Source organism: Undibacter mobilis, from assembly GCF_003367195.1.
GTDB lineage: Bacteria > Pseudomonadota > Alphaproteobacteria > Rhizobiales > Xanthobacteraceae > Pseudolabrys > Pseudolabrys mobilis.
The window spans coordinates 2,854,675-2,876,349 of sequence record NZ_QRGO01000001.1 but is presented as its reverse complement, the minus strand read 5'-3'; the positions used below and the strand labels follow the sequence as shown (position 1 = coordinate 2,876,349).

Below are 21,675 nucleotides of genomic sequence, written 5' to 3'. Positions count from 1 at the left end.
GGTTACCAATACCCCACAAGCTGTTGTTGACGATGGGGAGTGAGTCCCCTAGATTTAGTGCCAGTACGGTGGGTTTGAGTTCCCGTTTTGCGTTCCTGCCGGAACCTCCAAACCGACGCGCTGTGGCGTTTTGAGCCCTGAAAGCCCTCTCAGGCGTTTTCAGGGAACGGGTGAGCTTTGCGTAACCGGGTCGGACAAGGACCCGGAGGTACCGGGTGCCGATTTACGAGCTCCGGACCGCTGAGGTGGGTCTCAGACAGAGTTTTTGAGTTGTCAGAAGGCGGACAGGGACAGGTCCGTCTGGAATAATCGTCGGCGGCCCAGGCCGCCCGGAATTTTGGGGACTGAGAAGATGCGGATTGAACGACGCTACACCAAGGATGCGGGTCAGGCTTACGCAGGAATCGATTTCCGTCTGACCACGTCCGAGATCAAGAATCCGGATGGCTCCGTTGTCTTCAAGCTGGACAATGTCGAGGTGCCGGAATTCTGGTCGCAGGTTGCCTCCGACGTGCTGGCGCAGAAGTATTTCCGCAAGGCCGGCGTCCCCGCCCGCCTGAAGAAGGTCGAAGAAAACTCCGTCCCCTCCTTCCTGTGGCGCTCGGTGGCCGATGAGGCCGCGCTCGAAGCCTTGCCCGAGAAGGAACGCTATATCGGCGAGACCTCGTCGAAGCAGGTGTTCGATCGCCTGGCCGGCACCTGGACTTACTGGGGCTGGAAAGGCGGCTACTTCAACAGTGAAGACGACGCCCAGACCTTTTACGACGAGCTGCGCTTCATGCTCGCCAAGCAGATGTGCGCGCCGAACTCGCCGCAGTGGTTCAACACCGGCCTGCACTGGGCTTACGGCATCGACGGCCCGGGCCAGGGCCACTATTACGTCGACTTCCAGACCGGCAAGCTGACCAAGTCGAAATCGTCCTACGAACACCCGCAGCCGCACGCCTGCTTCATCCAGTCGATCAGCGACGACCTCGTCAACGAGGGCGGCATCATGGATCTGTGGGTGCGCGAGGCGCGCCTGTTCAAATACGGCTCCGGCACCGGCACCAACTTCTCGAATCTCCGCGGCGAAGGCGAGCGCCTGTCCGGCGGCGGCAAGTCGTCGGGCCTGATGTCGTTCCTCAAGATCGGCGACCGCGCTGCCGGCGCCATCAAGTCGGGCGGCACCACGCGCCGCGCGGCGAAGATGGTGATCGTCGACGCCGACCATCCGGATATCGAGAAGTACATCGACTGGAAGGTACAGGAAGAGCAGAAGGTCGCCGCCCTCGTCACCGGCTCCAAGATCAACCAGAAGCACCTCAAGGCGGTGCTGAAGGCCTGCGTGAACTGCGAAGGCTCGGACGACGACTGCTTCAACCCGGACAAGAACCCGGCGCTCAAGCGCGAGGTCAAGCTCGCCCGCAAGGCCTTTGTGCCGGACAACCTCATCAAGCGCGTCATCCAGTTCGCCAAGCAGGGCTACACCGACATCGACTTCCCGACCTATGACACCGACTGGGACAGCGACGCCTATCTCACCGTGTCGGGCCAGAACTCGAACAACTCGGTGCGCGTCACCGACCAGTTCCTCAAGGCGGTCGAAGCCGACGGCAAGTGGGATCTGACGTTCCGCAAGAACGGCAAGGTCGCCAAGACCGTGCAGGCGCGCGATCTGTGGGAAAAGATCGGCCACGCCGCCTGGGCCTGCGCCGATCCGGGTCTGCAGTTCCACACCACCGTGAACGACTGGCACACCTGCCCGGCGTCGGGTGAAATCCGCGGCTCCAATCCGTGCTCCGAGTACATGTTCCTCGACGACACGGCCTGCAACCTCGCCTCGCTGAACCTCCTGACCTTCCGCGACGGCAAGACCGGCGCCTTCGACGTCGAGAGCTACGAGCATGCGGTGCGGCTGTGGACCGTGGTGCTGGAAATCTCGGTGCTGATGGCGCAGTTCCCGTCCAAGGAAATCGCCCAGCTCTCCTATGAATTCCGCACGCTCGGCCTCGGCTACGCCAATATCGGCGGCCTGCTGATGACCTCCGGCATGTCCTATGACTCCGATGAGGGCCGCGCTTATGCCGGCGCCCTCACTGCGATCATGACCGGCGTGTCCTATGCCACCTCGGCCGAAATGGCCGAGAAGCAAGGTCCGTTCCCGGGCTACAAGAAGAACCGCGAGCACATGCTGCGCGTGATGCGCAACCACCGCCGCGCCGCCTACGGCGAACGCCAGGGCTATGAGAAAATCTCGCAGGCCCCCGTGCCGCTCGATCACGCCTCCTGCCCCGACCAGAAGCTGGTCGCGCATGCCAAGGCGGCGTGGGATCGCGCCATCGAACTCGGCGAGAAGCACGGCTATCGCAACGCGCAGTCCACCGTCATCGCGCCGACCGGCACGATCGGCCTGGTCATGGATTGCGACACCACCGGCATCGAGCCCGACTTCGCGCTGGTGAAGTTCAAGAAGCTGGCCGGCGGCGGCTACTTCAAGATCATCAACCGCGCGGTGCCGGAAGCCCTGCGCACGCTCGGCTACTCGGAAGCGCAGATCGCCGAGATCGAGGTCTTTGCCGTGGGCCATGGCTCGCTGGCGCAGGCCCCGGGCATCAACCACACCACCCTGAAAGCGAAGGGCTTCACCGACGAGGTGATCGCCAAGATCGAAAAGGCGCTGCCGACCGCCTTCGACATCAAGTTCGCCTTCAACAAGTGGACCATCGGCGAAGCGTTCTGCCGCGACGTCCTTGGCATCTCGGTCGAGCAACTGGCGCTGCCGACCTTCGACCTCCTCGCCGCGCTCGGCTTCACCAAGCGCGAGATCGAGGCCGCCAACATCCACGTGGCCGGCGCCATGACGGTGGAAGGCGCGCCGCACCTAAAGCTCGAGCACTATCCGGTGTTCGACTGCGCCAATCCGTGCGGCCGCACCGGCAAGCGCTATCTGTCGGTGGACAGCCACATCAAGATGATGGCGGCGGCGCAGCCCTTCATTTCGGGCGCCATCTCCAAGACCATCAACATGCCGAACGAGGCCACCGTCGAGGACTGCAAGGAGGCCTATCTCCTGTCCTGGAAGCTGGCGCTGAAGGCCAACGCGCTGTACCGCGACGGCTCCAAGCTGTCGCAGCCGCTGAACTCGCAGCTCATCGCCGATGAGGATGACGAGGAAGACCAGATCGAGGCTTTCCTCGAGAAGTCGGCGGCGGCCCGCGCCACCGGCCTCGCCGAGAAGGTGGTCGAGAAGATCGTCGAGCGCGTCACCGTGCTGCGCGAGCGCGAGAAGCTGCCGTCGCGCCGCAAGGGCTACACGCAGAAGGCCGTGGTCGGTGGCCACAAGGTCTATCTGCGCACCGGCGAATATGACGACGGGCGTCTCGGCGAGATCTTCGTCGACATGCACAAGGAAGGCGCGGCGCTGCGCTCTTTGCTCAACAACTTCGCCATCGCCATTTCGCTCGGCCTGCAATACGGCGTGCCGCTCGAGGAATATGTCGATGCCTTCACCTTCACCCGCTTCGAGCCGCAGGGCCCGGTGCAGGGCAACGACTCGATCAAATACGCCACCTCGATCCTCGATTACGTGTTCCGGGAACTGGCGGTGTCGTATCTCGAACGTTACGACCTCGCCCATGTCGACCCGAGCCAGGGCTCGTTCGACGCGCTGGGCGCCGGCGAGAGCGAAGGCAAGGCGGCGCCGAACTTCGTGTCGAAGGGCCTGACGCGCTCGCTGTCGGTGGTCGCCTCGCCTGCCGCGCAGGCGGTGTCGACCGCCAACGTGACAGCCTTCTCCGGCGGACACGCGGCCACCGCGCTCAAGGCCGAGCCGGAGATGAAGCTGTCGCCCGCGCAGCAGCTCGAAGTCGGCCACGCAACGGCAGCCGTCGCCGTCGCGCAGCCATCGGCCAAGGCGCTCGCTTCCGAGCGGCGCGCCGAAGCCAAGGCCAAGGGCTACGAAGGCGAGATGTGCGGCGAATGCGGCAACTTCACTTTGGTGCGCAACGGCACCTGCATGAAGTGCGACACGTGTGGGTCAACGAGCGGGTGTTCGTGAGGCGTTAGCCGCAAGCACAAAACGTCATGACCGGGCGCAGGCTCGGCCAGCCACGACTAAAAGGGCGGCCCAGTGGGCCGCCTTTTTGCTGTTTACTTGCAGTTGAGCGAAATATACCCTCTCCACAACCGCCATCAAATGGCGGCTAAGGGGGGATTACAAAATGAAGACTCTGCTTCTCGCCGCCATGGCGCTTGTCTCGGCCGTCGGCACGGCGAACGCGCAATATTATAATTCAAACCGCGGCTACAATTCCGGATACGGCTCATACGGCACGGGCTCGAATCCGAACTCGCACTATGTTGCGCCACACTACAATAGCAACAGCGGCGGCTACACAGGCGGCCACTATCAGACCAATCCTAACAACACGACGCTCGATAACTACGGCACGCGCGGGAATTACAACCCGTATACCGGGCAAACGGGACGGCGGAATCCTTGGTGATAAAAAACAAGCGCTGGCATGATATTTAAAAACAACACGTTTCTTGTCGCAATATTCGCAGCTGGGGCATTTTTGATTTCCGAAAGTGGCGCAATGCTAATTCCACCATTTTTTGTGAATAGTGTCGTTGCCATTGGCGATATGCAGCCCACGTCATTACCGGGTCAACCGCCTCGCGTTGAATGGCAAACCAAAGGAACCGGATTCTTCTACGGAAATCTTATAAAAGACGACCTGGACCTAACCAAAAAAAAGGATACGAAGTATACCTTGTAACAGCCCGCCACGTCATCGAAGCGCATCGAAAAAGCGGTAAAACCGAAGTTCAAGTTCGCATAAATCCAAAGGATCCAAAAACGCCAATTCAGCAGTTCAAAATTCCCGACAGACCGAATCCTGGAGAGGCGACTTGGTTCTTTCATCCCGACAACGACATCGATATCGCCATTGTCCGCGTTAATTTCGAAGCGCTCTATCCGCTTGGATACGAGCCGAGTTTTTTCCTTGGCGACACTAATGCTCTGACAAAGGCCCGCCTTATCGACAGACAAGTTTCTGCTGGTGACGGCACCTTTGTGCTCGGCTTTCCGATGAACTTGGCAGGCTCTCAGAAGAACCACGTCATTGTGCGCCAGGGAGTTATTGCGCGCATTTCTGAAATGCTAGAAGGCGCCTCTAAGACATTTATGATTGATGCGTTAGTCTTTCCGGGCAACAGCGGCGGGCCCGTCGTACTCCGACCAGAAATTGTCGCCATCGACGGAACCAAGTCGCAACCAAGCGCGAACTTAATAGGTGTCGTAACAAGTTATAAACCCTACACTGATGTCGCAGTCAGCCCACAAACTGGCCGCCCAAGAATCGCTTTCGAAGAAAATTCAGGGTTGGCTGAAGTTTTGCCCATAGACTATGTCGATGAAACGATTGACGCTTGGCGAAAATCTCAAGGGTTAGCAAAAGGCCAATTGGCACCAGCCGCGCCGATCGAAAAAAGATAGTAAGCTCGGAGGACGGATTAGCGGAGCGTAATCCACTATCTTCATTCCCGGTCAAATCCGCTCGGCGGGTTACGGCTGCGCCTAATCCGCCCTACGTCCACGGCCGTCTCGCGGTGTGCCGCACGTGGATAATCTCGACGGTCTCGTCGCCAACTGCCGCATAGAAAATCTTGTAACGATAACGCCCGACCGTCTTGGCACGAATGTCAGGGAGTGACGTCGCCTGCCACGCATCAGGATTGGCGCCTATCTCGTCGATCGCGTCGGCGATAGCCGAGAGCACATGGAGCGCGCCGGACGGGCTGCGTTCGTTCAAATACTGGAAAATCTCGTCAATGTCCGCCTTCGCCCGTGGCCGGTAGCGGACCTTCAACGGACGCCGTGGCGCTTCCAGAACTGCGCCATCTCTTCATCGGAGACAAAAGGTTCGCGCCGAGCCTCGGCTATCGCCGCTTTCTCCTCATCGCTCAGCACATAGACGCCGGTGCGCCGCGCCTCAATCTCGCGGGCGAGCGCGGCCAGTTCGTTCTGGTCCTCTTCGGGCCAGGTTTCGACCTTGCGTAGAATGTCCCGGGTCGCGGCGTTCATCAGATAAATATAGCACAGATGCCCATGCGCTCCACCACCTGCCATCACCGGGCATAGCCCGTCAAAGACGGGTGTAACGCCCTTATGTCCCGGTGATCCCGCTTAGGGACGCACTGTGCCTGCCTCAGCGGGATGGCCGAGACAAGCCCGGCCATGACGGTGTATTGATCAACGCATGAGACTCGCACTCGCCGGACTTGCCGCCCTGCTTCTGGCCGCGTCGCCTGCCCTCGCCTCATCCGCGTCGTCGGACCCATCCGCGCAAACCGTCCCCAAGCCCGCCAAAAAGCACGTCACCAAACGCCACATCCCCCGCGGCACCGGCTTCCTGCCCGGCTATCGCACGCCGGCGCAGATCGAGCGCGACCGGTACATGGAGATCCAGCGCGAGCGACGCGCCTATTACCGCGCCGGCGGCCCGCGCATCGCCTATTGGGGCTACTCCGATCCGCGCTTCTATCGCGGCCGCTGGAACGGCGGCTCCTTCGGCCCGTGCTGGACCACGACGCCGATCGGCTATCAGTGGAATTGCGGCAAATAAGGGCGACTCAAGCGGCGCCGGACATCGCGGCGCTGGGCGCTTTCGCGCCCCGGGCCCAGCGCGGCGCCGCCAAAAACACCCTGAAACGGCCGTTTTCGCGCGCTTTTCACCCCTCATGCGGGTAACGACTCCGCTTGAAGTATGGTACATTCGACCAGTGGTTGTTGCCGGGCGCCGAGCCCCCACAACAGGAGGTCTTGCTGAACAAATCCATCAACGCATCGTCGCCCAACGACGCCGGCGCCAAGCTGAAAAGGCGTCAGGATCAGGCCCGCGACGGTCTGAAAGCCGCCGCCGAATATGAGGCGGCCGCGATCTCCATGCGCGCCAAGACCGCCAAGCTGCGGGCCTTGCGACTCGCCAAGGAAGCCGAGGACGCCGCCAACCCGCCGGCCGAACCGGCTGTAAAGCCGAAGTCCAAGAAGAAGAAAAAAGCCGCGCCTTAAAGCGTCGCGGGGCCGCTGCGTCACCGTCAAGGCAGCGCCTTATTCCCCCGTTACGCTTTCGCAATGACAACACCGATCGCCTGGAATTACGACCGCGCCGAGACCATTGCCGATGCCGTCGTGCATGCGCTCGGCATTGCGCTGGCCATTGCCGGCGCGGCGGTGCTCCTGGTCATTGCCGTTCATCACGCCAATGTCTCGCAATTCGCCGCGATCACGATCTATCTCTGCGGGCTGATGGCGATGATCGGCTTTTCCGCCGCCTACAATCTGTGGCCGCTGACGCCGGTCAAATGGTGGCTGCGCCGGCTCGATCATTCGGCGATCTATCTTTTGATCGCCGCGACCTACACCGCCTTCGTGCTGCCGATGGGCGGCGAGGCGCCGGTCGCGATCCTCATCGTGCAGTGGGTCTGCGCCATCGCCGGCATCGCGCTCAAGCTGCTCTTCCCGGGCCGCTTCGATCGTCTCTCCATCGCGCTGTATCTGCTGATGGGCTGGAGCGGCCTGTTCGTGATCGGGCCGATGGCCGCCGCGCTGGGGCCCTTGACCCTGGCGCTGATCGCCGCCGGCGGCATCCTGTATTCCGTCGGCGTCATCTTCCACGTCTGGCGCAGCCTGCGCTTCCAGAACGCGATCTGGCACAGCTTCGTCCTGTCGGCAGCCTTGTGCCACTACGGCGCGGTGCTGACCTCGGTGGCGTAACGCCGCCTCACCCATTCCGTCATTCCGGGGCGCCTTCTCTCTCCGTCATTCCGGGGCGCGCGTGCAACGCGCGAGCCCGGACTCCAGACGCCGCAGCATCTCATCGGCCTCATCCTGAGGAGCCCGAGCGCAGCGAGGGCGTCTCGAAGGATCGAGGCCGCCCCATGGTTCGAGACGGGCGCAAGCGCGCCCTCCTCAGGATGAGGACGGAATTTATTCAAAATGCCGCTTGACTGTATTTAAGCCTAGGTCTATATTCCCCTCCATCCCGCCCCTTCTGCGAGGGGTGTCTGTACAGCATCTTCAGATGCGGGGCGGGGAGCGGTGGCCGGGCACGGGGCGTCGGAGATGCGGCGCAGCTTTCCCCTCCCGGCGGTCCAAGCCGCGCCGGGATTCCTGCACGCCTGCCGCGTGCCGGGGCCCTGACGGCCGGTACCCGGTCCTGAGTCAGAACAGGACCGGCGAGTTGCCTGCCCCTTCGGTGGAGCGTTGTCGGGCTGTGAACAGGCCGATGACGAACGGACGACCACCGGGAACGGCGCGGAGCAAACCTAGAAACACCGCGTGCGGAACGCCGGAAGTCCGGCAATTTCCGTGGCGACGACGTCTGTGCGCACTACCAAACCAACACGCGCACAGAGTCATGGGGTTGTTGGGCCCCGGCGTTCCGCGCGCCCTCGTCTTATCGAGTGCGCACTTGGAATGATGTTCAGGACTGCGGCCTGCCCGGGGCCGACCAAAGAACGCGGGCGATGAGTCATGTCCGCTCGTCATTCCGGGCGCGAACGACGTGAGCGAAGCCGGAATGACGACGAGAATATCGCGGCTTGAAAAGCGAGCCGGCTACGCCGCCTCTTCAACCACGCGGTTCCGCCCGTCGCGCTTGGCGCGGTACAGCGCCTGGTCGGCGCGCTTGAGCATGGCCGCGGCGGTGTCGCCGGCGCCGCCCAGGGCCGCAATGCCGATCGACAGCGTGACGTCGAGGCTCTTGGCGCCCTGCTGGATCGAGAAGGCCTCGCCGGCAATGCGGCGGCGGATGCGCTCGGCCACCATGCCGGCGACCGCGAGGTCGGTTTCCGGCATGACGATGACGAACTCCTCGCCGCCATAGCGGCAGGCCAGATCGATGTTGCGGATGGCCTTGCGGATGCGCACGGCGAATTCGCGCAACACGTCGTCGCCGGCATCGTGGCCGTGATTGTCGTTGATCGACTTGAAGAAGTCGATGTCGAGGATCAACACCGCCAGCGGCTTGCCGCGCTGCGCCGCCTGTTCGGTCAGCGCGCCCAGATGCGTTTCCATGTAGCGGCGGTTATGCAGGCCGGTCAGCGCATCGGTGATCGCCATCTCGATCGACGCGGCGAAATTGTCGCGCAGCCGGTCGGTATAACGCTTGCGCTTCACCTGGGTGCGCACGCGCGCCAGCATCTCGTTCTTGTCGATCGGGCGAATGAGATAGTCGTTGACGCCGATTTCGAGCCCGCGCACCAGGCGGGCATTGTTGTCCGGCTCGGAGATGGCGAGGATCGGCAGGCCGCGGGTGCGCTCGAGCGAGCGCACCTGGCTGCACAGCCGCAAGCCGTCGAAATCCTTGAGGCCGAGCGACACGATCATCAGTTCGTAGTCGCCTTCGGCGGCGCGGAACAAGGCCTCCTTCGGATCGCTCTGCACGTCGACCGTCTGCTCGGCCGACAACGTCTGCGCGATGCGCTCGTAGGAGGACTGCCGGTCATCGACGATGAGAACCTTGCCGCCCCGGCCGGTGTCGGTCACCGCCTCGCGCTCGGCGCTCTGGATGCCGATCTCCTTGGAGGTCAGCGCGCGCATGCGCAGTTCGTCGGTGATCATCTTGAGCCGCGCCAGCGAGCGCACCCGCGAAATCAGCGCGACGTCGCTCACCGGCTTGGTGAGGAAATCGTCGGCCCCGGCTTCCAGGCCCTTGATGCGGTCGGAGGGCTGGTCCAGCGCGGTCACCATCACCACCGGAATGTGATGCGTCGCCGGGTTGGACTTGAGCCTGCGGCAGACCTCGAAGCCGTCCATGTCCGGCATCATCACGTCGAGCAGCACGATGTCGCATTCGGCGCGGTCGCACAAAGCCAGCGCTTCGGCGCCCGAATAGGCGGTGGCGACATCGAAGTATTCGGCGGACAGCCGCGCCTCCAGCAACTTCACATTGGCTGGAATGTCATCGACGACGAGTACGCGGGCGGTCATTGCAAATTCCCTTCCTGGCAAACCCTAAATCAGGCAGGTCCCAGAAAATGGCGGACGGTTTCGATAAACTTGCCCACCGAGATCGGTTTGGAGAGATAGGCTTCGCAGCCACCCTCGCGGATGCGCTCCTCGTCGCCCTTCATGGCAAAGGCAGTCACGGCGACCACCGGAATGGCCTTGAGCTCGGCGTCGTCCTTGAGCCATTTGGTGACTTCGAGGCCCGACACTTCCGGCAACTGGATATCCATCAGGATCAAATCCGGCCGGTGCTTGCGGGCGAGGTCGAGGGCCTCGATGCCGTTGCGGGTGCCGACGACGTCATAGCCATGCGCTTCCAGCAGATCGTGGAAGAGCTTCATATTGAGTTCGTTGTCCTCGACGATCAGGACGGTCTTCGCCATGCTCCGCCCCGTTGTCCCCAAATACTTCCAATGGCTAGCGCCTCACCCGGTGCTGCGGCGCCTTGCGGCCGCCCGCGTGAGGTATGATCCACACACGACGTTAGTGGTGATTTCTTACGGAAAGGCAAACTCGTCCGGTGAAAGCCCCCCGCAGCATGCCCCCAGAGGCCGCCGAAGAGCTGGCAATTCAAGCACTTGGCTTCATTGCGGGGGATTCGGAAAGGTTAACCCGCTTCTTTGGGGTGACCGGCCTCGATCCGTCCGGGATTCGCGACCAGGTGGGTGAGCCCGGGTTCCTCGCCGGCGTGCTGGCCTACCTCGCCTCCGACGAGCAACTCGCGAGCGAATTCACGGCGCATGCCGCCTGCCGGCCCGAGGACATTTTCCGGGCTCATATCGCGCTTGGGGGCCAGCCCTGGGAGCGCGAAATCCCGTGACCGCCTTCTGCCGCGATTGTCTCAAAGACACGGCCGATACGGCCAAACGCTGTGCCGCCTGCGGCTCGCCGCGACTGGCACGCCATGCCGACCTCGCGACGCTGACCATTGCCCATATCGACTGCGATGCCTTCTACGCCACCATCGAGAAGCGCGACGACCCTGCCCTCGCCGACAAGCCGCTGATCATCGGCGGCGGCAAGCGCGGCGTGGTCTCGACCTGCTGCTACATCGCCCGCACCTACGGCGTGCGCTCGGCCATGCCGATGTTCAAGGCGCTGGAGCTTTGTCCGCAGGCGGCCATCGTCAAACCGAACATGCGCAAATATGCCGAAGTCGGCCGCGAAGTCCGCGCCGCGATGCTGGCGCTGACACCGCAGGTCGAGCCGTTGTCGATCGACGAAGCCTTCCTGGATCTGACCGGCACCGAACGCCTCCATGGCATGAGCGCCGCCAAAGTGCTGGCGCGGTTCGCGCGCGACATCGAGCGCGATGTCGGCATCACGGTGTCGATCGGCCTGTCCGCCAACAAGTTCCTCGCCAAGATCGCCTCCGACCTCGACAAGCCGCGCGGCTTCGCCGTGATCGGTCAGTCCGAGGCGATGACCTTCCTCGCCCCGCGTCCCGTCGGTTTCATCTATGGCGTCGGCGCCGTGAGCGCCGGCAAGCTTGCGCAAGACGGCTTCCGCGTTATCGGCGACCTGCAGCGCGCCGACGAGCACGACCTCATGCGCCGCTATGGCGAGGAAGGGCAAAGGCTGTGGCGACTGGCGCGCGGCATCGATACGCGCAAAGTAGACCCGGAGCGCGACACCAAGAGCGTCTCGTCCGAGACCACGTTCAACACCGACATCAGCGATTTCCGCCCTCTCGAACAAACGTTGTGGGAATTGACCGAGAAGGTGTCGGCACGGCTCAAGGCGGCGCAGCTTGCCGGCTCCACAGTGACGCTCAAGCTCAAGAGCGCGGATTTCAAAACGCGTACCCGCGCCCGCTCGCTCGCTGCTCCGACGCAACTTGCCGGTCGCATCTTCGCCGAGGGCCGCGACATGCTCAAAAACGAGGTTGGATCGACGCGCTATCGCCTGATCGGCATCGGCGTCAGCCATCTGGTCGAGTCGGACGGCGAAGACCTGTCCGATCTGCTCAACCGGCGCGGGGCGCTGGCCGAACACGCAGTCGACAAACTGCGCGAGAAATTCGGCAAGGCCGCGGTGGTGAAGGGTCTGGCGATTGAGGAGGAGTGAGACTGCACTTGTCCCGGGCGCGGCGCAGCGTGGAGCGAAGCGTAACGGTGCACCGCAGAACCGGGGCCGCCCCAGACCCAGCATTTGTAAAGGTCCCGGCTCTGCAATGCACCGCTTCGCGCTGCACCACGTCCGGACAGATCATCACTGGCAAACCTTCGCCTTCTTCATCTCCAGCGAACTCAGGTCGCCCTTGATGGTGAAGTCGTTGTAATCGAGCACAAGCGCCCGCGAGATACCGTTCTCGTAGAGTTCGAAAGCGATGGCATAGACCGGGGTCTGCTCGCCGGTGCGCTCGCTGTCTTCGCTCTTCTTGTCGAAGTAGCTCACCGTCACCGGCCAGCGCAGCATGCCGGCCATCGCCGGGTCCTTTCCGGTTACGTCGTCGGCCGGCTTCTGCGCCGGATCGATGGCGGCACCGATCACCGTCAGCGTGTGATAGAGCTTCTCGCCGCCGTCGGAGCCGTCATAGACCGGGAATTCGAGAATGGTCTTGCCGGCGCGCGCCGCTTCGATGATGCGGCGCATATGCTCGGTCGGAAATACAACATCGGCCGGGACATTGAAGGTCTTGCTGGTCGGCTTGTTGAGACCCACCTTGACGCCCGAGGCGCCGCGCTCGGCGCTGCCATCGACTGTATCGGTGACCTTGTCGTTGAGCAGGTTCTCCGAGTTGAAGCGGAATTTGCTGGCGTCCGTATTCTCCCAGGTGGTCGAGCGCAGGTCGCTGAGGATGGTCTTGCCCTCGCCGGAGTCGAGTTGGGACACCTGGCGGAAGTGCAGTTCGTAACCATCGCAGGCGCTGCCCGAGAAGTCGTACAGGATGCGGCCCCGCGCTGCCTGGATACCGCGGCTGCCGCTCGATTTGGCGAGCTTGAGATCGTAGACGGCGCGGTGCGACGCCAGCACCACGGGCTTGGCCTTGGCCGCCTCGCCCGGCGGCACCGGCGCGGCAATCGGCGCAGCCCGAACCTGACTGTCGGTCGTGCCGGTCAGGAGGCCTGCCGCAAGGGCAGCGAGAACCGGCAGCGCGAGGCCGAATGTGATTTGTTTCATGACAACCCTGGCAAAGAATCCGGCGCTATCTGACGCAATGATAGGGGCAAGAACGAGGCGTGTCTTGCGCCCGGCCGCCTTGCGCTCCCAGGCCCAATCGGCCATGACTTTCGGCCAATACGACCCGCAACGACACGACATACGGAGATAACTCATGGCCGGCGCCATCGAAAAGAAGCTGAACGACCTCGGAATTACGCTGCCGACGCCGGCCGCGCCGATCGCCAACTATGTCGGCGCCGTCCGCAGCGGCAATTTGCTCACGATCTCGGGGCAGCTTTGTTTTGGTGAGGATGCCAAGCTGGTGGCGACCGGCCAGCTCGGTGCCGGTGTCTCTATGGAAGACGGCCAGAAAGCCGCCCGCGCCTGCGCCATCAACCTGCTCGCGCAGGTCAAGGCCGCCATTGGCGACCTCGACAAGGTCGTGCGCGTGGTGCGGCTTGGCGGCTTCATCAATTCCGCCCCCGGCTATGCCGACGGACCGAAGGTCATGAACGGCGCTTCCGACCTGATGGTGGAAGTGTTCGGTGACAAGGGTCGCCACGCCCGCTCGACCGTCGGCGTCTCGGCGCTACCCGCCAATGCGGCCGTCGAAGTCGATGGCATGTTCGAGGTCGCCTGACGCGCGGGAGCGCCCATGCCGGATCTGGATTGGCTCACGGCACGTCCGATCGCTCACCGCGGCTTGCATGATGCCGCGGCCGGCATCGTCGAGAACACGGCCTCGGCGTTTGCAGCTGCGATGGCCGGTGATTACGGCATCGAATGCGATGTCCAGGTCAGCGCCGATGGCGAGGCCATGGTGCATCACGACGACGCGCTCGGTCGCCTCACCGAAGGCAGCGCGCCGCTAGCAAACCTCGACGCCGCCGCTTTAAAGCAGGTCGCCTTCAAGACGACGGCGGACCGCATGCTGACGCTCTCCGAACTGTGTGAACTCGTTAGTGGCCGCGTGCCACTCGTTGTCGAGATCAAGAGCCGGTTCGACGGTGATCTCCGGCTCACACGCCGCGTCGCTGACGTGCTGGGCCGCTACAAGGGCCCTGCTGCCGCCATGTCGTTCGATCCGGAGCCTGTTGCCACGCTGCGCGAAACGGCACCGGCGCTCACGCGCGGCATTGTCGCCGAACGCCACTACCGCCACCACGAATGGGACGCCTTGTCCGCGGCGACCAAACGCAATCTCGCCTTCCTGCTGCATGCACCGCGGACGCGGCCGCATTTCGTCGCCTGGTCGGTCAAGAACCTGCCGGCGCTGGCGCCGCTGGTGGCGCGGACCATCTTTGGCCGGCCGCTCCTGACCTGGACGGTCCGCAGCGCCGAAGACCGTGCGACAGCTGCGCGCTATGCCGACCAGATGATTTTCGAAGGGTTCCGCGCGCCTTGAACGCTGGCGCCGCCGGAACCATCTGCGAGCCAGAACGGTTATTTTGTCATGCGCATCATCCGCACCATGACCCTTCCACTGGCTCTGGCCTTTGCCGTGACCATTGCGGCGCCCGTCTCCCCGGCAGCCGCGCAATCGTCGCAGCAGGTTTCAAAGCCGACCAAGAAGATTGTGAAACGGCCGGCGCGGTCGGCACCTCGGCAGATCGCGTGCACCGCTTTCGGCTGTCATCCAATCCCGCCGAATTGCCGCCCGCAGACCGGCTACCGCTGGGATGGCATACCGAGCGGGTTTGACGTCGTGGTCTGCCGCTAAATTTGCGGAACTGCTCATCGAAAAACGCCGTGGTCGGCCGAGCGACCGGTACCTACATGCCCCGCCAAGGGCAAGAACGCATCGCGTCACACGGCGCGGTGCGGCGTTTCAATCCAATCCAAGAGAAATCGAAAATGCCGAACCTGTTCCATGGCGCCTTCCGCGCCAACGTTATCGCTTTGTCTGCGCTGACCCTGTCCGCGGCGTTTGCCCTGCCTGCCCCCTCTGCTTACGCCGCATCGACAAAGAAACCGACCCACCGAAGCGAAGCCCTGCGGGCTCGCGCTTCGACTCCGGAGACCATCGCCTGCACCACGCATGGCTGCGAAGTCGTGCCGGTCGGCTGTCGAGCCGTCGCCCAACCGGGCCAGACGCCGGGTTACCAGATGATAACCTGCCCCTGAGGCGATACACGTCAGCACTTCGCAGCGCGCCCGGTTCCCGGGCGCGCTGCATTGTGTCTGTGAGTTAACGATGGCAACGGTGCAGGCAGCTCGGCCTGTCGTCAATGCGGCGCCGGCGTGCGACACTGAAGGCCCGTTCGGCGGCAGCTGTTTGTCCACAAAGTCCGCTGTCGCCATCCACAGGCTCCGTCCATAGCGTCCCATCCTGTCCCCATGAGCGACGACGAAATCCGCATTCGAATGGCGCAGAGCCTCGCCGAGATTCCGGCAGTACAATGGGACGCTTGCGCGGGACAAAGCGGCGCTGGCGCAGCAAAGTTTTCCCCAGACGGGATAACATTTCCACAAGCGCCTCCGGCCGCGCCCAGACCGGACGAGGACAAGCCCCGATCTCATGTGAACAATGAGGATGACTTATCCCCTGAATTATCAACACGAGGACATTTAGATAACCCATTTGTTTCACACAGCTTTCTGTCCGCTCTTGAACAGGCCTCCTGCGTGGGGGACCGCACCGGCTGGCTGCCGCGCTACCTCCTGGCCGAGGCCGCGGATGGCACCCTGCTCGGCGCCGCGCCCTGCTATGTGAAAACCCATTCGCGCGGCGAGTATGTCTTCGATCACGGCTGGGCTGATGCCTTCGAACGGGCCGGCGGCGCCTACTACCCCAAGCTCCAGGTCTCGGTGCCCTTCACCCCGGTCACCGGACCGCGTCTGCTCGCGCGACCCGGCCCGGGAGCCGCAGGCATCCGCGACGTACTCGCCGAGGCCTTGGCCAAGCTGACGGACGCGAACGACCTGTCGTCCGCGCACGTTACCTTCTGCACCAAAACCGAATGGGACCTGCTCGGCGAGCGCGGCTACCTGCAGCGCACCGACCAGCAGTTTCATTTCAAGAACCCGGGCTATGCGCGCTTCGAGGATTTCCTCGGCGAACTATCGTCGCGCAAGCGCAAGACCATCCGCCGCGAGCGCAAGGAGGCGCTCAGCCCCGGGATCGATATCGTCTGGCTGACCGGCACAGACCTGACCGAGGAGGCGTGGGACGCCTTCTTCACGTTCTACATGGACACCGGCTCCCGCAAATGGGGCAGCCCGTATCTCACGCGCGAATTCTTCTCGGCGATCGGCGCGACCATGGCCGATCGCATCGTGCTGATCATGGCCAAGCGCGCGGGCCGCTACATCGCCGGCGCCATCAATTTCCTCGGTAGCGACACCCTCTACGGCCGCAACTGGGGCGCCATCGAGCATCACCCCTTCCTGCATTTCGAGGTCTGCTACTATCAAGCGATCGACTATGCGATCGCGAAGGGACTGCGCTGGGTCGAGGCCGGCGCCCAAGGCGAGCACAAGCTGGCGCGGGGCTACCTGCCCCACACCACCTATTCGGCGCATTACATCGCCGACGCCGGGCTGCGCCGCGCCGTCGCCCAGTATCTCGAGCGCGAGCGGGCCTATGTCGAAGCCGCTTCCGAGGAGCTTGCGGAGGCCGCGCCGTTCCGCAAGGATTTGGACGAACAAGAGTAGCTGCCCTCATGGCCGGGATTGACGGCCGTCCACCGGAGTCCCCTATGCCGAGCTACGATCCGAACAACATCTTCGCCAAGATCCTGCGCGGCGAGCTGCCCTGTCACAAGGTCTATGAGGACGACAAGGCGCTGGCCTTCCTCGACATCATGCCGCGCGCGCCGGGACATACTTTGGTGCTGCCGAAGGCAGCCGCCCGCAACCTCATCGACTGCCCTCCCGACGATCTCGCCCATGTCGCCAAAGTGGCGCAGAGGATTGCGCAGGCCGCGATGGGCGCGCTCGGCGCCGACGGCGTGACGGTGCAGCAGTTCAACGAAAGTGCCGGCGGTCAGGTGGTGTTCCACCTCCACGTTCACGTTATCCCGCGCAAGACCGGCATGCCGATGAAGCCGCCCGCCGCCGAGAAAGAAAAGCCAGAGGCGCTGGCCGAGATGGCGAAGAAGCTGAGCGCGGCGCTGGGCTAACGCTCACTGCGCGAAGAAATAGCCGCCGATCAGCAGCGCCGCCTCGCCCGCCAGCACGCCGGCCAGCGCCGAGCGGCGGATCAGCAGGAAGGTCGCAAAGCCGATGGCGACCGCAGCCATGCGGACACTGAGCGGAATGGTGGTCAGCGCGCCATTCGAGAACACGATCAGCTTGGCGACGACGCCGGCCAGGATCGCCGTCGCCACCGCCCGCGACCACAGAACAATCTCCGACTCCTCGTTAAGCCCGCGCGCTAAAACCAGGCCGAGCGCGCGCCAGGCCTCGTTCGGCAGGAAGCCGACAACGAGAAGCACGAAATAAGGCCACAGCTCCCCGGTCATACACGCGCCTCCCCGCGCGCCTTCAGCACGCGATGCACGACATAGGCCAGCGTGCCGCCGCCGACGCCGGACCACATCAGATCGAACTCGACGTTCAGCGCCGCGAGCGAGGAGCCGAAAACAATGCCGAGCCCCAGCGCAACGCGGTCCAGCAAGGTCACTGCGCTGCGCGCGGTCGAGATCAGAAACGACAGCGGCGTAATGAACAGCAGCGCCGCCGCGAACAAGGGTGGCAAGCCAGCCGCCAGGAAGAAGCCCACCAGCCCGGAAGTCGCCGCCACGCTGATATAGGCGACCGACAAACCATTGCAGTACGCAAGACGGTTTTCGGCCGCGATGCCGGGCAGCGTGTGCAGCGACTCGATCCACATGCTGACTGAGGTGAAATGCGCCGGCAGCACCAGATCGATTGTGCGTGTCGCGCGCGTGCGCAACAGCGGCAGCAGCGCGACCACCATGGGAAACAGGCGGATGCCGCTGAGGCTCACGGCAATGGCCACCTCGATCAGCGCCGAGCCGGTGCCTATCCCCGAAATGAGGATGACCTGGGCCGGCCCCGCCCAGACGAACAATGTCGATGCGGTGAGCCACCATGCCGACAAGCCGTAGTCATGCGCCAGCGCCCCGAGGCCGATATAGGTGCCGGCCATCACCGGAAAGAATACCGAAGTGAGCGCGCGCTTGACGCCGCCAAGAAACGCTGCGGACGATGTGGGAAAGGACCTGAGATCCGGCATTAGCATCCGGTTTCTCACACGGCCCGGTCGTCCGCAACCGGCAATGCGCGCAGTCCCCTTCGTCGGGCGCATGCACGCTCTGCGAAATCAAAAAGGCCGGGCGTGAGGCCCGGCCTTTGTTATTGCGTTGCGGTGGTCGCTCTTAGGCCTTCAGCAGTGGCACCTTCGGCACCGAGCCCTTCTTGCCGCCGCCCTCGCCGCCGTCGCCCTTCGGCTTGTTGGGACGGGGCTTCGGTGACGCGCGGCGCTTGGCCTTCGGCTTGACCGCCGGCAGCTTCTCCGGCTTCGGCGTCACCGGGCCGTCGAGGAACTGGAAGCCGAGCTTGTCGCGGCCGTTCTCATCCTTGTCGACGATGACGCGGACATGGCCGCCATTCTTCAGATGGCCGAACAACACCTCATCGGCCAGCGGCTTCTTGATGTGCTCCTGGATGACGCGGGCCATCGGCCGCGCGCCCATAAGTTCGTCGTAGCCATTGGCGATGAGCCAGCGCGACGCTTCGTCCGACAGTTCGATGGTGACGTTGCGGTCGCCGAGCTGGGCCTCGAGCTGCAGCACGAACTTCTCGACCACCTGGGAGATGACCTCCTGCGGCAGATGGCCGAAGGTGATGGTCGCGTCGAGACGGTTGCGGAATTCCGGCGTGAACAGCCGGTTGATCGCGTCCTGGTCCTCGCCTTCCCGCTTGGTGCGGGTGAAGCCATAGGCCGCCTTCGCCATGTCGGACGCGCCCGCGTTCGTCGTCATGATGAGAATGACGTTGCGGAAATCGACCTGCTTGCCGTTGTGGTCGGTGAGCTTGCCGTGATCCATGACCTGCAGCAGCACGTTGAACAGATCCGGATGCGCCTTCTCGATTTCGTCGAGCAACAGCACGCAGTGCGGGTGCTGGTCGACGCCATCGGTCAGCAAGCCGCCCTGGTCGAAACCGACATAGCCCGGAGGCGCACCGATCAGGCGCGAGATGGTGTGCCGCTCCATGTATTCCGACATGTCGAAACGGATCAGTTCGACGCCGAGCGACAGCGCCAGCTGCTTGGCGACCTCGGTCTTGCCGACGCCGGTCGGGCCCGAGAACAGGTAGCAGCCGATCGGCTTCTCCGGTTCGCGCAGGCCGGCGCGCGCCAGTTTGATCGATGCCGAGAGCGCCTCGATCGCCTTGTTCTGGCCGTAGACCACGGTCTTGAGCGTCTGTTCAAGATGCTTGAGCACCTCGGCATCGTCCTTCGACACGGTCTTGGGAGGAATGCGGGCCATGGTCGAGATCGTGGTCTCGATTTCCTTGACGCCGATGGTCTTCTTGCGCCGTCCCTCGGGCAGCAGCATCTGCGCCGCGCCGGATTCGTCGATCACATCGATCGCCTTGTCCGGCAGTTTGCGATCGTGGATGTAGCGCGACGACAGCTCCACCGCCGCCTTGATGGCGTCATTGGTGTATTTGAGCTTGTGATACTCCTCGAAATACGGCTTGAGCCCCTTGAGGATCTCGATCGCATCCGGCACCGACGGCTCATTGACGTCGATCTTCTGGAAGCGGCGCACCAGCGCGCGATCCTTCTCGAAGTACTGGCGGTACTCCTTGTAGGTGGTCGAGCCGATGCAGCGGATGGTGCCGGAGGACAGAGCCGGCTTGAGCAGGTTCGACGCGTCCATCGCGCCGCCGGACGTCGCGCCGGCGCCGATCACGGTGTGGATCTCGTCGATGAACATGATCGCGCCCGGATAGGCCTCGATCTCCTTGATCACCTGCTTGAGGCGCTCTTCGAAGTCGCCGCGATAACGCGTGCCGGCAAGCAGCGTGCCCATGTCGAGCGCGAACACGGTCGCGCCCTTCAGCACGTCCGGCACCTCGCCATGGATGATGCGGCGCGCCAGACCCTCGGCGATCGCGGTCTTGCCGACGCCGGCTTCGCCGACGAACAGCGGATTGTTCTTGGAGCGGCGGCACAGCACCTGGATGGTGCGGCTGATCTCCTGATCACGGCCGATCAGCGGATCGATCTTGCCGTCCTTGGCCTTCTTGTTGAGGTTGACGCAGTAAGCCTCCAGCGCATCGCCCTTCTTCTTGGGCTCGTCGCTGCCACCGCCCTTGGCGTCGGCTTCCTCGTCCGCGCCGCGCACCGGGCGCTGCTCGGTCAGGCCCGGACGCTTGGCAATGCCGTGGCTGATGTAGTTGACGGCGTCGTAGCGCGTCATGTCCTGCTCTTGCAGGAAATAGGCGGCGTGGCTCTCGCGCTCGGCGAAGATCGCGACCAGCACATTGGCGCCGGTCACTTCCTCACGGCCCGACGACTGCACATGGATCACCGCGCGCTGGATGACACGCTGGAACCCGGCGGTGGGCTTGGAGTCTTCGCCGCCATCGGTAATGAGATTCTCGAGTTCCGACTCGAGATAGGAAACCAGGCTGCGGCGCAGCTTCTCCAGATCGACATTGCAGGCCCGCATCACAGCGGAGGCGTCCTGATCGTCGATCATCGCCAGCAGCAGATGCTCCAGCGTCGCGTATTCGTGATGCCGCTCATTCGCGAGCGCAAGCGCCCGATGAAGCGATTGTTCCAGGCTGCGGGAGAATGTCGGCATTCAGTGTTCCAGTCCCGTTATGTAGAAGCGTTTGTCAGTCGTCTCGGCGAAATCGTCCCCCACTCCCCGAAGCCTACTTTTTTTCCATCACGCATTGCAAAGGATGCTGATGTTTGCGCGCGAAGTCCATGACCTGCGTCACTTTGGTCTCCGCGACCTCGTATGTATAGACACCGCACTCACCCATGCCGTGATGATGCACATGCAGCATGATACGTGTCGCCGCCTCGTGATCCTTGCTGAAAAACCGCTCGATCACGTGAACGACGAACTCCATCGGCGTGTAGTCGTCGTTCAATATAAGCACGCGATACAGATTCGGCCGCTTCGTTTGCGGCTTGGTCTTGGTGATGACGGCGACGTTCGGCTCCCCGCCGGCCGGCGCCTTGCCCTTGCGGTCATCGTCGGCCAGGCGCGGCGCCATGAAGCCGGCCATGCGCCGCTGCATGCCTGCGCTGCGCTCCGGCGCGGCGGCAGACCGGCGAGAGAAAGAGTCGAGCGTCACATTCCTGGTCATGGTCAGTCAGAATTCACGTCCGAGCAAAAGCCGTTTCAGCACCGCGGCGGTATCCCAGGGCACTGATACACCAGCACAAGCGTTGCATCCGCGTGCCCCCGCCGTCACCCCCACAAGGGCCTTTATTCACCATCATAAGGACGTCGGCGCCGTCATTCCAAGCCGCGAATTGCGTTTCAGGCGGCCGCTTTCAGGGCTTTCCGCTCGGAATTGGCCGTCCTCTGCGTCAGATAGCCATTGAATGGCCCTTGGCAAGCCACCCGACCGCT

The 21,675-nt window shown here is 63.4% G+C and carries 23 protein-coding genes; 14 read left to right on the top strand and 9 right to left on the bottom strand.

Features of this window, described 5'->3' with window-relative positions:
• Positions 1-352 precede the first annotated feature (352 nt).
• The 3 genes from DXH78_RS13700 to DXH78_RS13690 all read left to right on the top strand — a co-directional run bounded on the left by DXH78_RS13700 (position 353) and on the right by DXH78_RS13690 (position 5,485).
• The gene (locus DXH78_RS13700) at positions 353-4,039 is read left to right on the top strand and encodes a vitamin B12-dependent ribonucleotide reductase (RefSeq protein ID WP_115517557.1); all 3,687 of its coding nucleotides are present in this window, start codon (positions 353-355) and stop codon (positions 4,037-4,039) included.
• Between the two features lie 163 nt (positions 4,040-4,202).
• Positions 4,203-4,487, top strand: coding sequence for a hypothetical protein (locus DXH78_RS13695; RefSeq protein ID WP_115517556.1), 285 nt, complete (start codon positions 4,203-4,205; stop codon positions 4,485-4,487).
• Positions 4,488-4,669: 182 nt separating this feature from the next.
• On the top strand, positions 4,670-5,485 hold the full coding sequence (locus DXH78_RS13690) for a S1 family peptidase (protein ID WP_115517555.1): 816 nt from the start codon (positions 4,670-4,672) through the stop codon (positions 5,483-5,485).
• A 91-nt stretch (positions 5,486-5,576) separates the two neighbouring features.
• Here the strand turns inward: DXH78_RS13690 and DXH78_RS13685 are convergent, their stop codons facing one another.
• Both DXH78_RS13685 and DXH78_RS13680 read right to left on the bottom strand, forming a co-directional pair.
• On the bottom strand, positions 5,577-5,858 hold the full coding sequence (locus tag DXH78_RS13685) for a type II toxin-antitoxin system RelE/ParE family toxin (RefSeq protein ID WP_168192809.1): 282 nt from the start codon (positions 5,856-5,858) through the stop codon (positions 5,577-5,579).
• The gene (locus DXH78_RS13680) at positions 5,855-6,073 is read right to left on the bottom strand and encodes a hypothetical protein (protein WP_115517553.1); all 219 of its coding nucleotides are present in this window, start codon (positions 6,071-6,073) and stop codon (positions 5,855-5,857) included. The genes DXH78_RS13685 and DXH78_RS13680 overlap by 4 nt, the downstream gene beginning before the upstream one ends.
• Positions 6,074-6,248: 175 nt before the next feature.
• On the opposite strand from DXH78_RS13680, the gene DXH78_RS13675 reads away from it, so the two are divergent.
• From DXH78_RS13675 to trhA, 3 genes are all read left to right on the top strand, one after another.
• Positions 6,249-6,614: a hypothetical protein gene (locus DXH78_RS13675; RefSeq protein WP_115517552.1), complete on the top strand. Its 366-nt coding sequence runs from the start codon at positions 6,249-6,251 to the stop codon at positions 6,612-6,614.
• 197 nt (positions 6,615-6,811) lie between these two features.
• Positions 6,812-7,060, top strand: a complete 249-nt coding sequence (locus DXH78_RS13670; RefSeq protein WP_245416818.1) for a hypothetical protein — start codon at positions 6,812-6,814, stop codon at positions 7,058-7,060.
• Between the two features lie 63 nt (positions 7,061-7,123).
• On the top strand, positions 7,124-7,765 hold the full coding sequence (gene trhA / locus DXH78_RS13665) for a PAQR family membrane homeostasis protein TrhA (protein WP_115517551.1): 642 nt from the start codon (positions 7,124-7,126) through the stop codon (positions 7,763-7,765).
• A gap of 843 nt (positions 7,766-8,608) precedes the next feature.
• Here trhA and DXH78_RS13660 read toward each other — a convergent pair.
• Together DXH78_RS13660 and DXH78_RS13655 are read right to left on the bottom strand one after the other, a co-directional pair.
• Positions 8,609-9,982 carry a PleD family two-component system response regulator gene (locus DXH78_RS13660; RefSeq protein ID WP_115517550.1) on the bottom strand — a complete coding sequence of 458 codons (1,374 nt, stop codon included), beginning with the start codon at positions 9,980-9,982 and terminating at the stop codon, positions 8,609-8,611.
• 29 nt (positions 9,983-10,011) lie between these two features.
• On the bottom strand, positions 10,012-10,383 hold the full coding sequence (locus tag DXH78_RS13655; RefSeq protein WP_115517549.1) for a response regulator: 372 nt from the start codon (positions 10,381-10,383) through the stop codon (positions 10,012-10,014).
• A gap of 137 nt (positions 10,384-10,520) precedes the next feature.
• Here DXH78_RS13655 and DXH78_RS13650 point away from each other — a divergent pair, with 137 nt between their 5' ends.
• Entirely contained in the window at positions 10,521-10,820 is a 300-nt protein-coding gene (locus tag DXH78_RS13650; protein WP_245416817.1) for a DUF3572 domain-containing protein, read from the top strand.
• Positions 10,817-12,067: a DNA polymerase IV gene (locus DXH78_RS13645; protein WP_245416816.1), complete on the top strand. Its 1,251-nt coding sequence runs from the start codon at positions 10,817-10,819 to the stop codon at positions 12,065-12,067. Before DXH78_RS13650 ends, DXH78_RS13645 begins: the two co-directional genes overlap by 4 nt.
• Positions 12,068-12,211: 144 nt before the next feature.
• Here DXH78_RS13645 and DXH78_RS13640 read toward each other — a convergent pair whose 3' ends face one another.
• Positions 12,212-13,123 carry a cell envelope integrity EipB family protein gene (locus tag DXH78_RS13640; protein WP_168192808.1) on the bottom strand — a complete coding sequence of 304 codons (912 nt, stop codon included), beginning with the start codon at positions 13,121-13,123 and terminating at the stop codon, positions 12,212-12,214.
• Positions 13,124-13,277: 154 nt separating this feature from the next.
• Between DXH78_RS13640 and DXH78_RS13635 the strand changes: the two genes are divergently transcribed.
• The 6 genes from DXH78_RS13635 (at position 13,278) to DXH78_RS13610 (ending at position 17,226) form a co-directional block, all read left to right on the top strand.
• The gene (locus DXH78_RS13635) at positions 13,278-13,745 is read left to right on the top strand and encodes a RidA family protein (protein ID WP_115517545.1); all 468 of its coding nucleotides are present in this window, start codon (positions 13,278-13,280) and stop codon (positions 13,743-13,745) included.
• A 15-nt stretch (positions 13,746-13,760) separates the two neighbouring features.
• Positions 13,761-14,510, top strand: coding sequence for a glycerophosphodiester phosphodiesterase family protein (locus DXH78_RS13630; RefSeq protein WP_115517544.1), 750 nt, complete (start codon positions 13,761-13,763; stop codon positions 14,508-14,510).
• Between the two features lie 48 nt (positions 14,511-14,558).
• Positions 14,559-14,825: a hypothetical protein gene (locus DXH78_RS13625; protein WP_115517543.1), complete on the top strand. Its 267-nt coding sequence runs from the start codon at positions 14,559-14,561 to the stop codon at positions 14,823-14,825.
• 134 nt (positions 14,826-14,959) lie between these two features.
• Positions 14,960-15,229 carry a hypothetical protein gene (locus DXH78_RS13620; RefSeq protein ID WP_115517542.1) on the top strand — a complete coding sequence of 90 codons (270 nt, stop codon included), beginning with the start codon at positions 14,960-14,962 and terminating at the stop codon, positions 15,227-15,229.
• Positions 15,230-15,442: 213 nt separating this feature from the next.
• On the top strand, positions 15,443-16,759 hold the full coding sequence (locus tag DXH78_RS13615) for a GNAT family N-acetyltransferase (protein ID WP_245416815.1): 1,317 nt from the start codon (positions 15,443-15,445) through the stop codon (positions 16,757-16,759).
• Positions 16,760-16,803: 44 nt separating this feature from the next.
• Positions 16,804-17,226, top strand: coding sequence for an HIT family protein (locus DXH78_RS13610; protein ID WP_115517540.1), 423 nt, complete (start codon positions 16,804-16,806; stop codon positions 17,224-17,226).
• Positions 17,227-17,229: 3 nt separating this feature from the next.
• Here DXH78_RS13610 and DXH78_RS13605 read toward each other — a convergent pair whose 3' ends face one another.
• From DXH78_RS13605 to clpS, 4 genes are all read right to left on the bottom strand, one after another.
• Complete coding sequence (locus tag DXH78_RS13605; protein WP_115517539.1) at positions 17,230-17,568, bottom strand: AzlD domain-containing protein; 339 nt, start codon at positions 17,566-17,568, stop codon at positions 17,230-17,232.
• The gene (locus DXH78_RS13600) at positions 17,565-18,311 is read right to left on the bottom strand and encodes an AzlC family ABC transporter permease (protein WP_115517538.1); all 747 of its coding nucleotides are present in this window, start codon (positions 18,309-18,311) and stop codon (positions 17,565-17,567) included. The genes DXH78_RS13605 and DXH78_RS13600 overlap by 4 nt, the downstream gene beginning before the upstream one ends.
• A gap of 136 nt (positions 18,312-18,447) precedes the next feature.
• Complete coding sequence (clpA, locus tag DXH78_RS13595; RefSeq protein WP_115517537.1) at positions 18,448-20,889, bottom strand: ATP-dependent Clp protease ATP-binding subunit ClpA; 2,442 nt, start codon at positions 20,887-20,889, stop codon at positions 18,448-18,450.
• Between the two features lie 73 nt (positions 20,890-20,962).
• Positions 20,963-21,313, bottom strand: coding sequence for an ATP-dependent Clp protease adapter ClpS (gene clpS, locus DXH78_RS13590; RefSeq protein WP_430727497.1), 351 nt, complete (start codon positions 21,311-21,313; stop codon positions 20,963-20,965).
• Positions 21,314-21,675 lie beyond the last annotated feature (362 nt).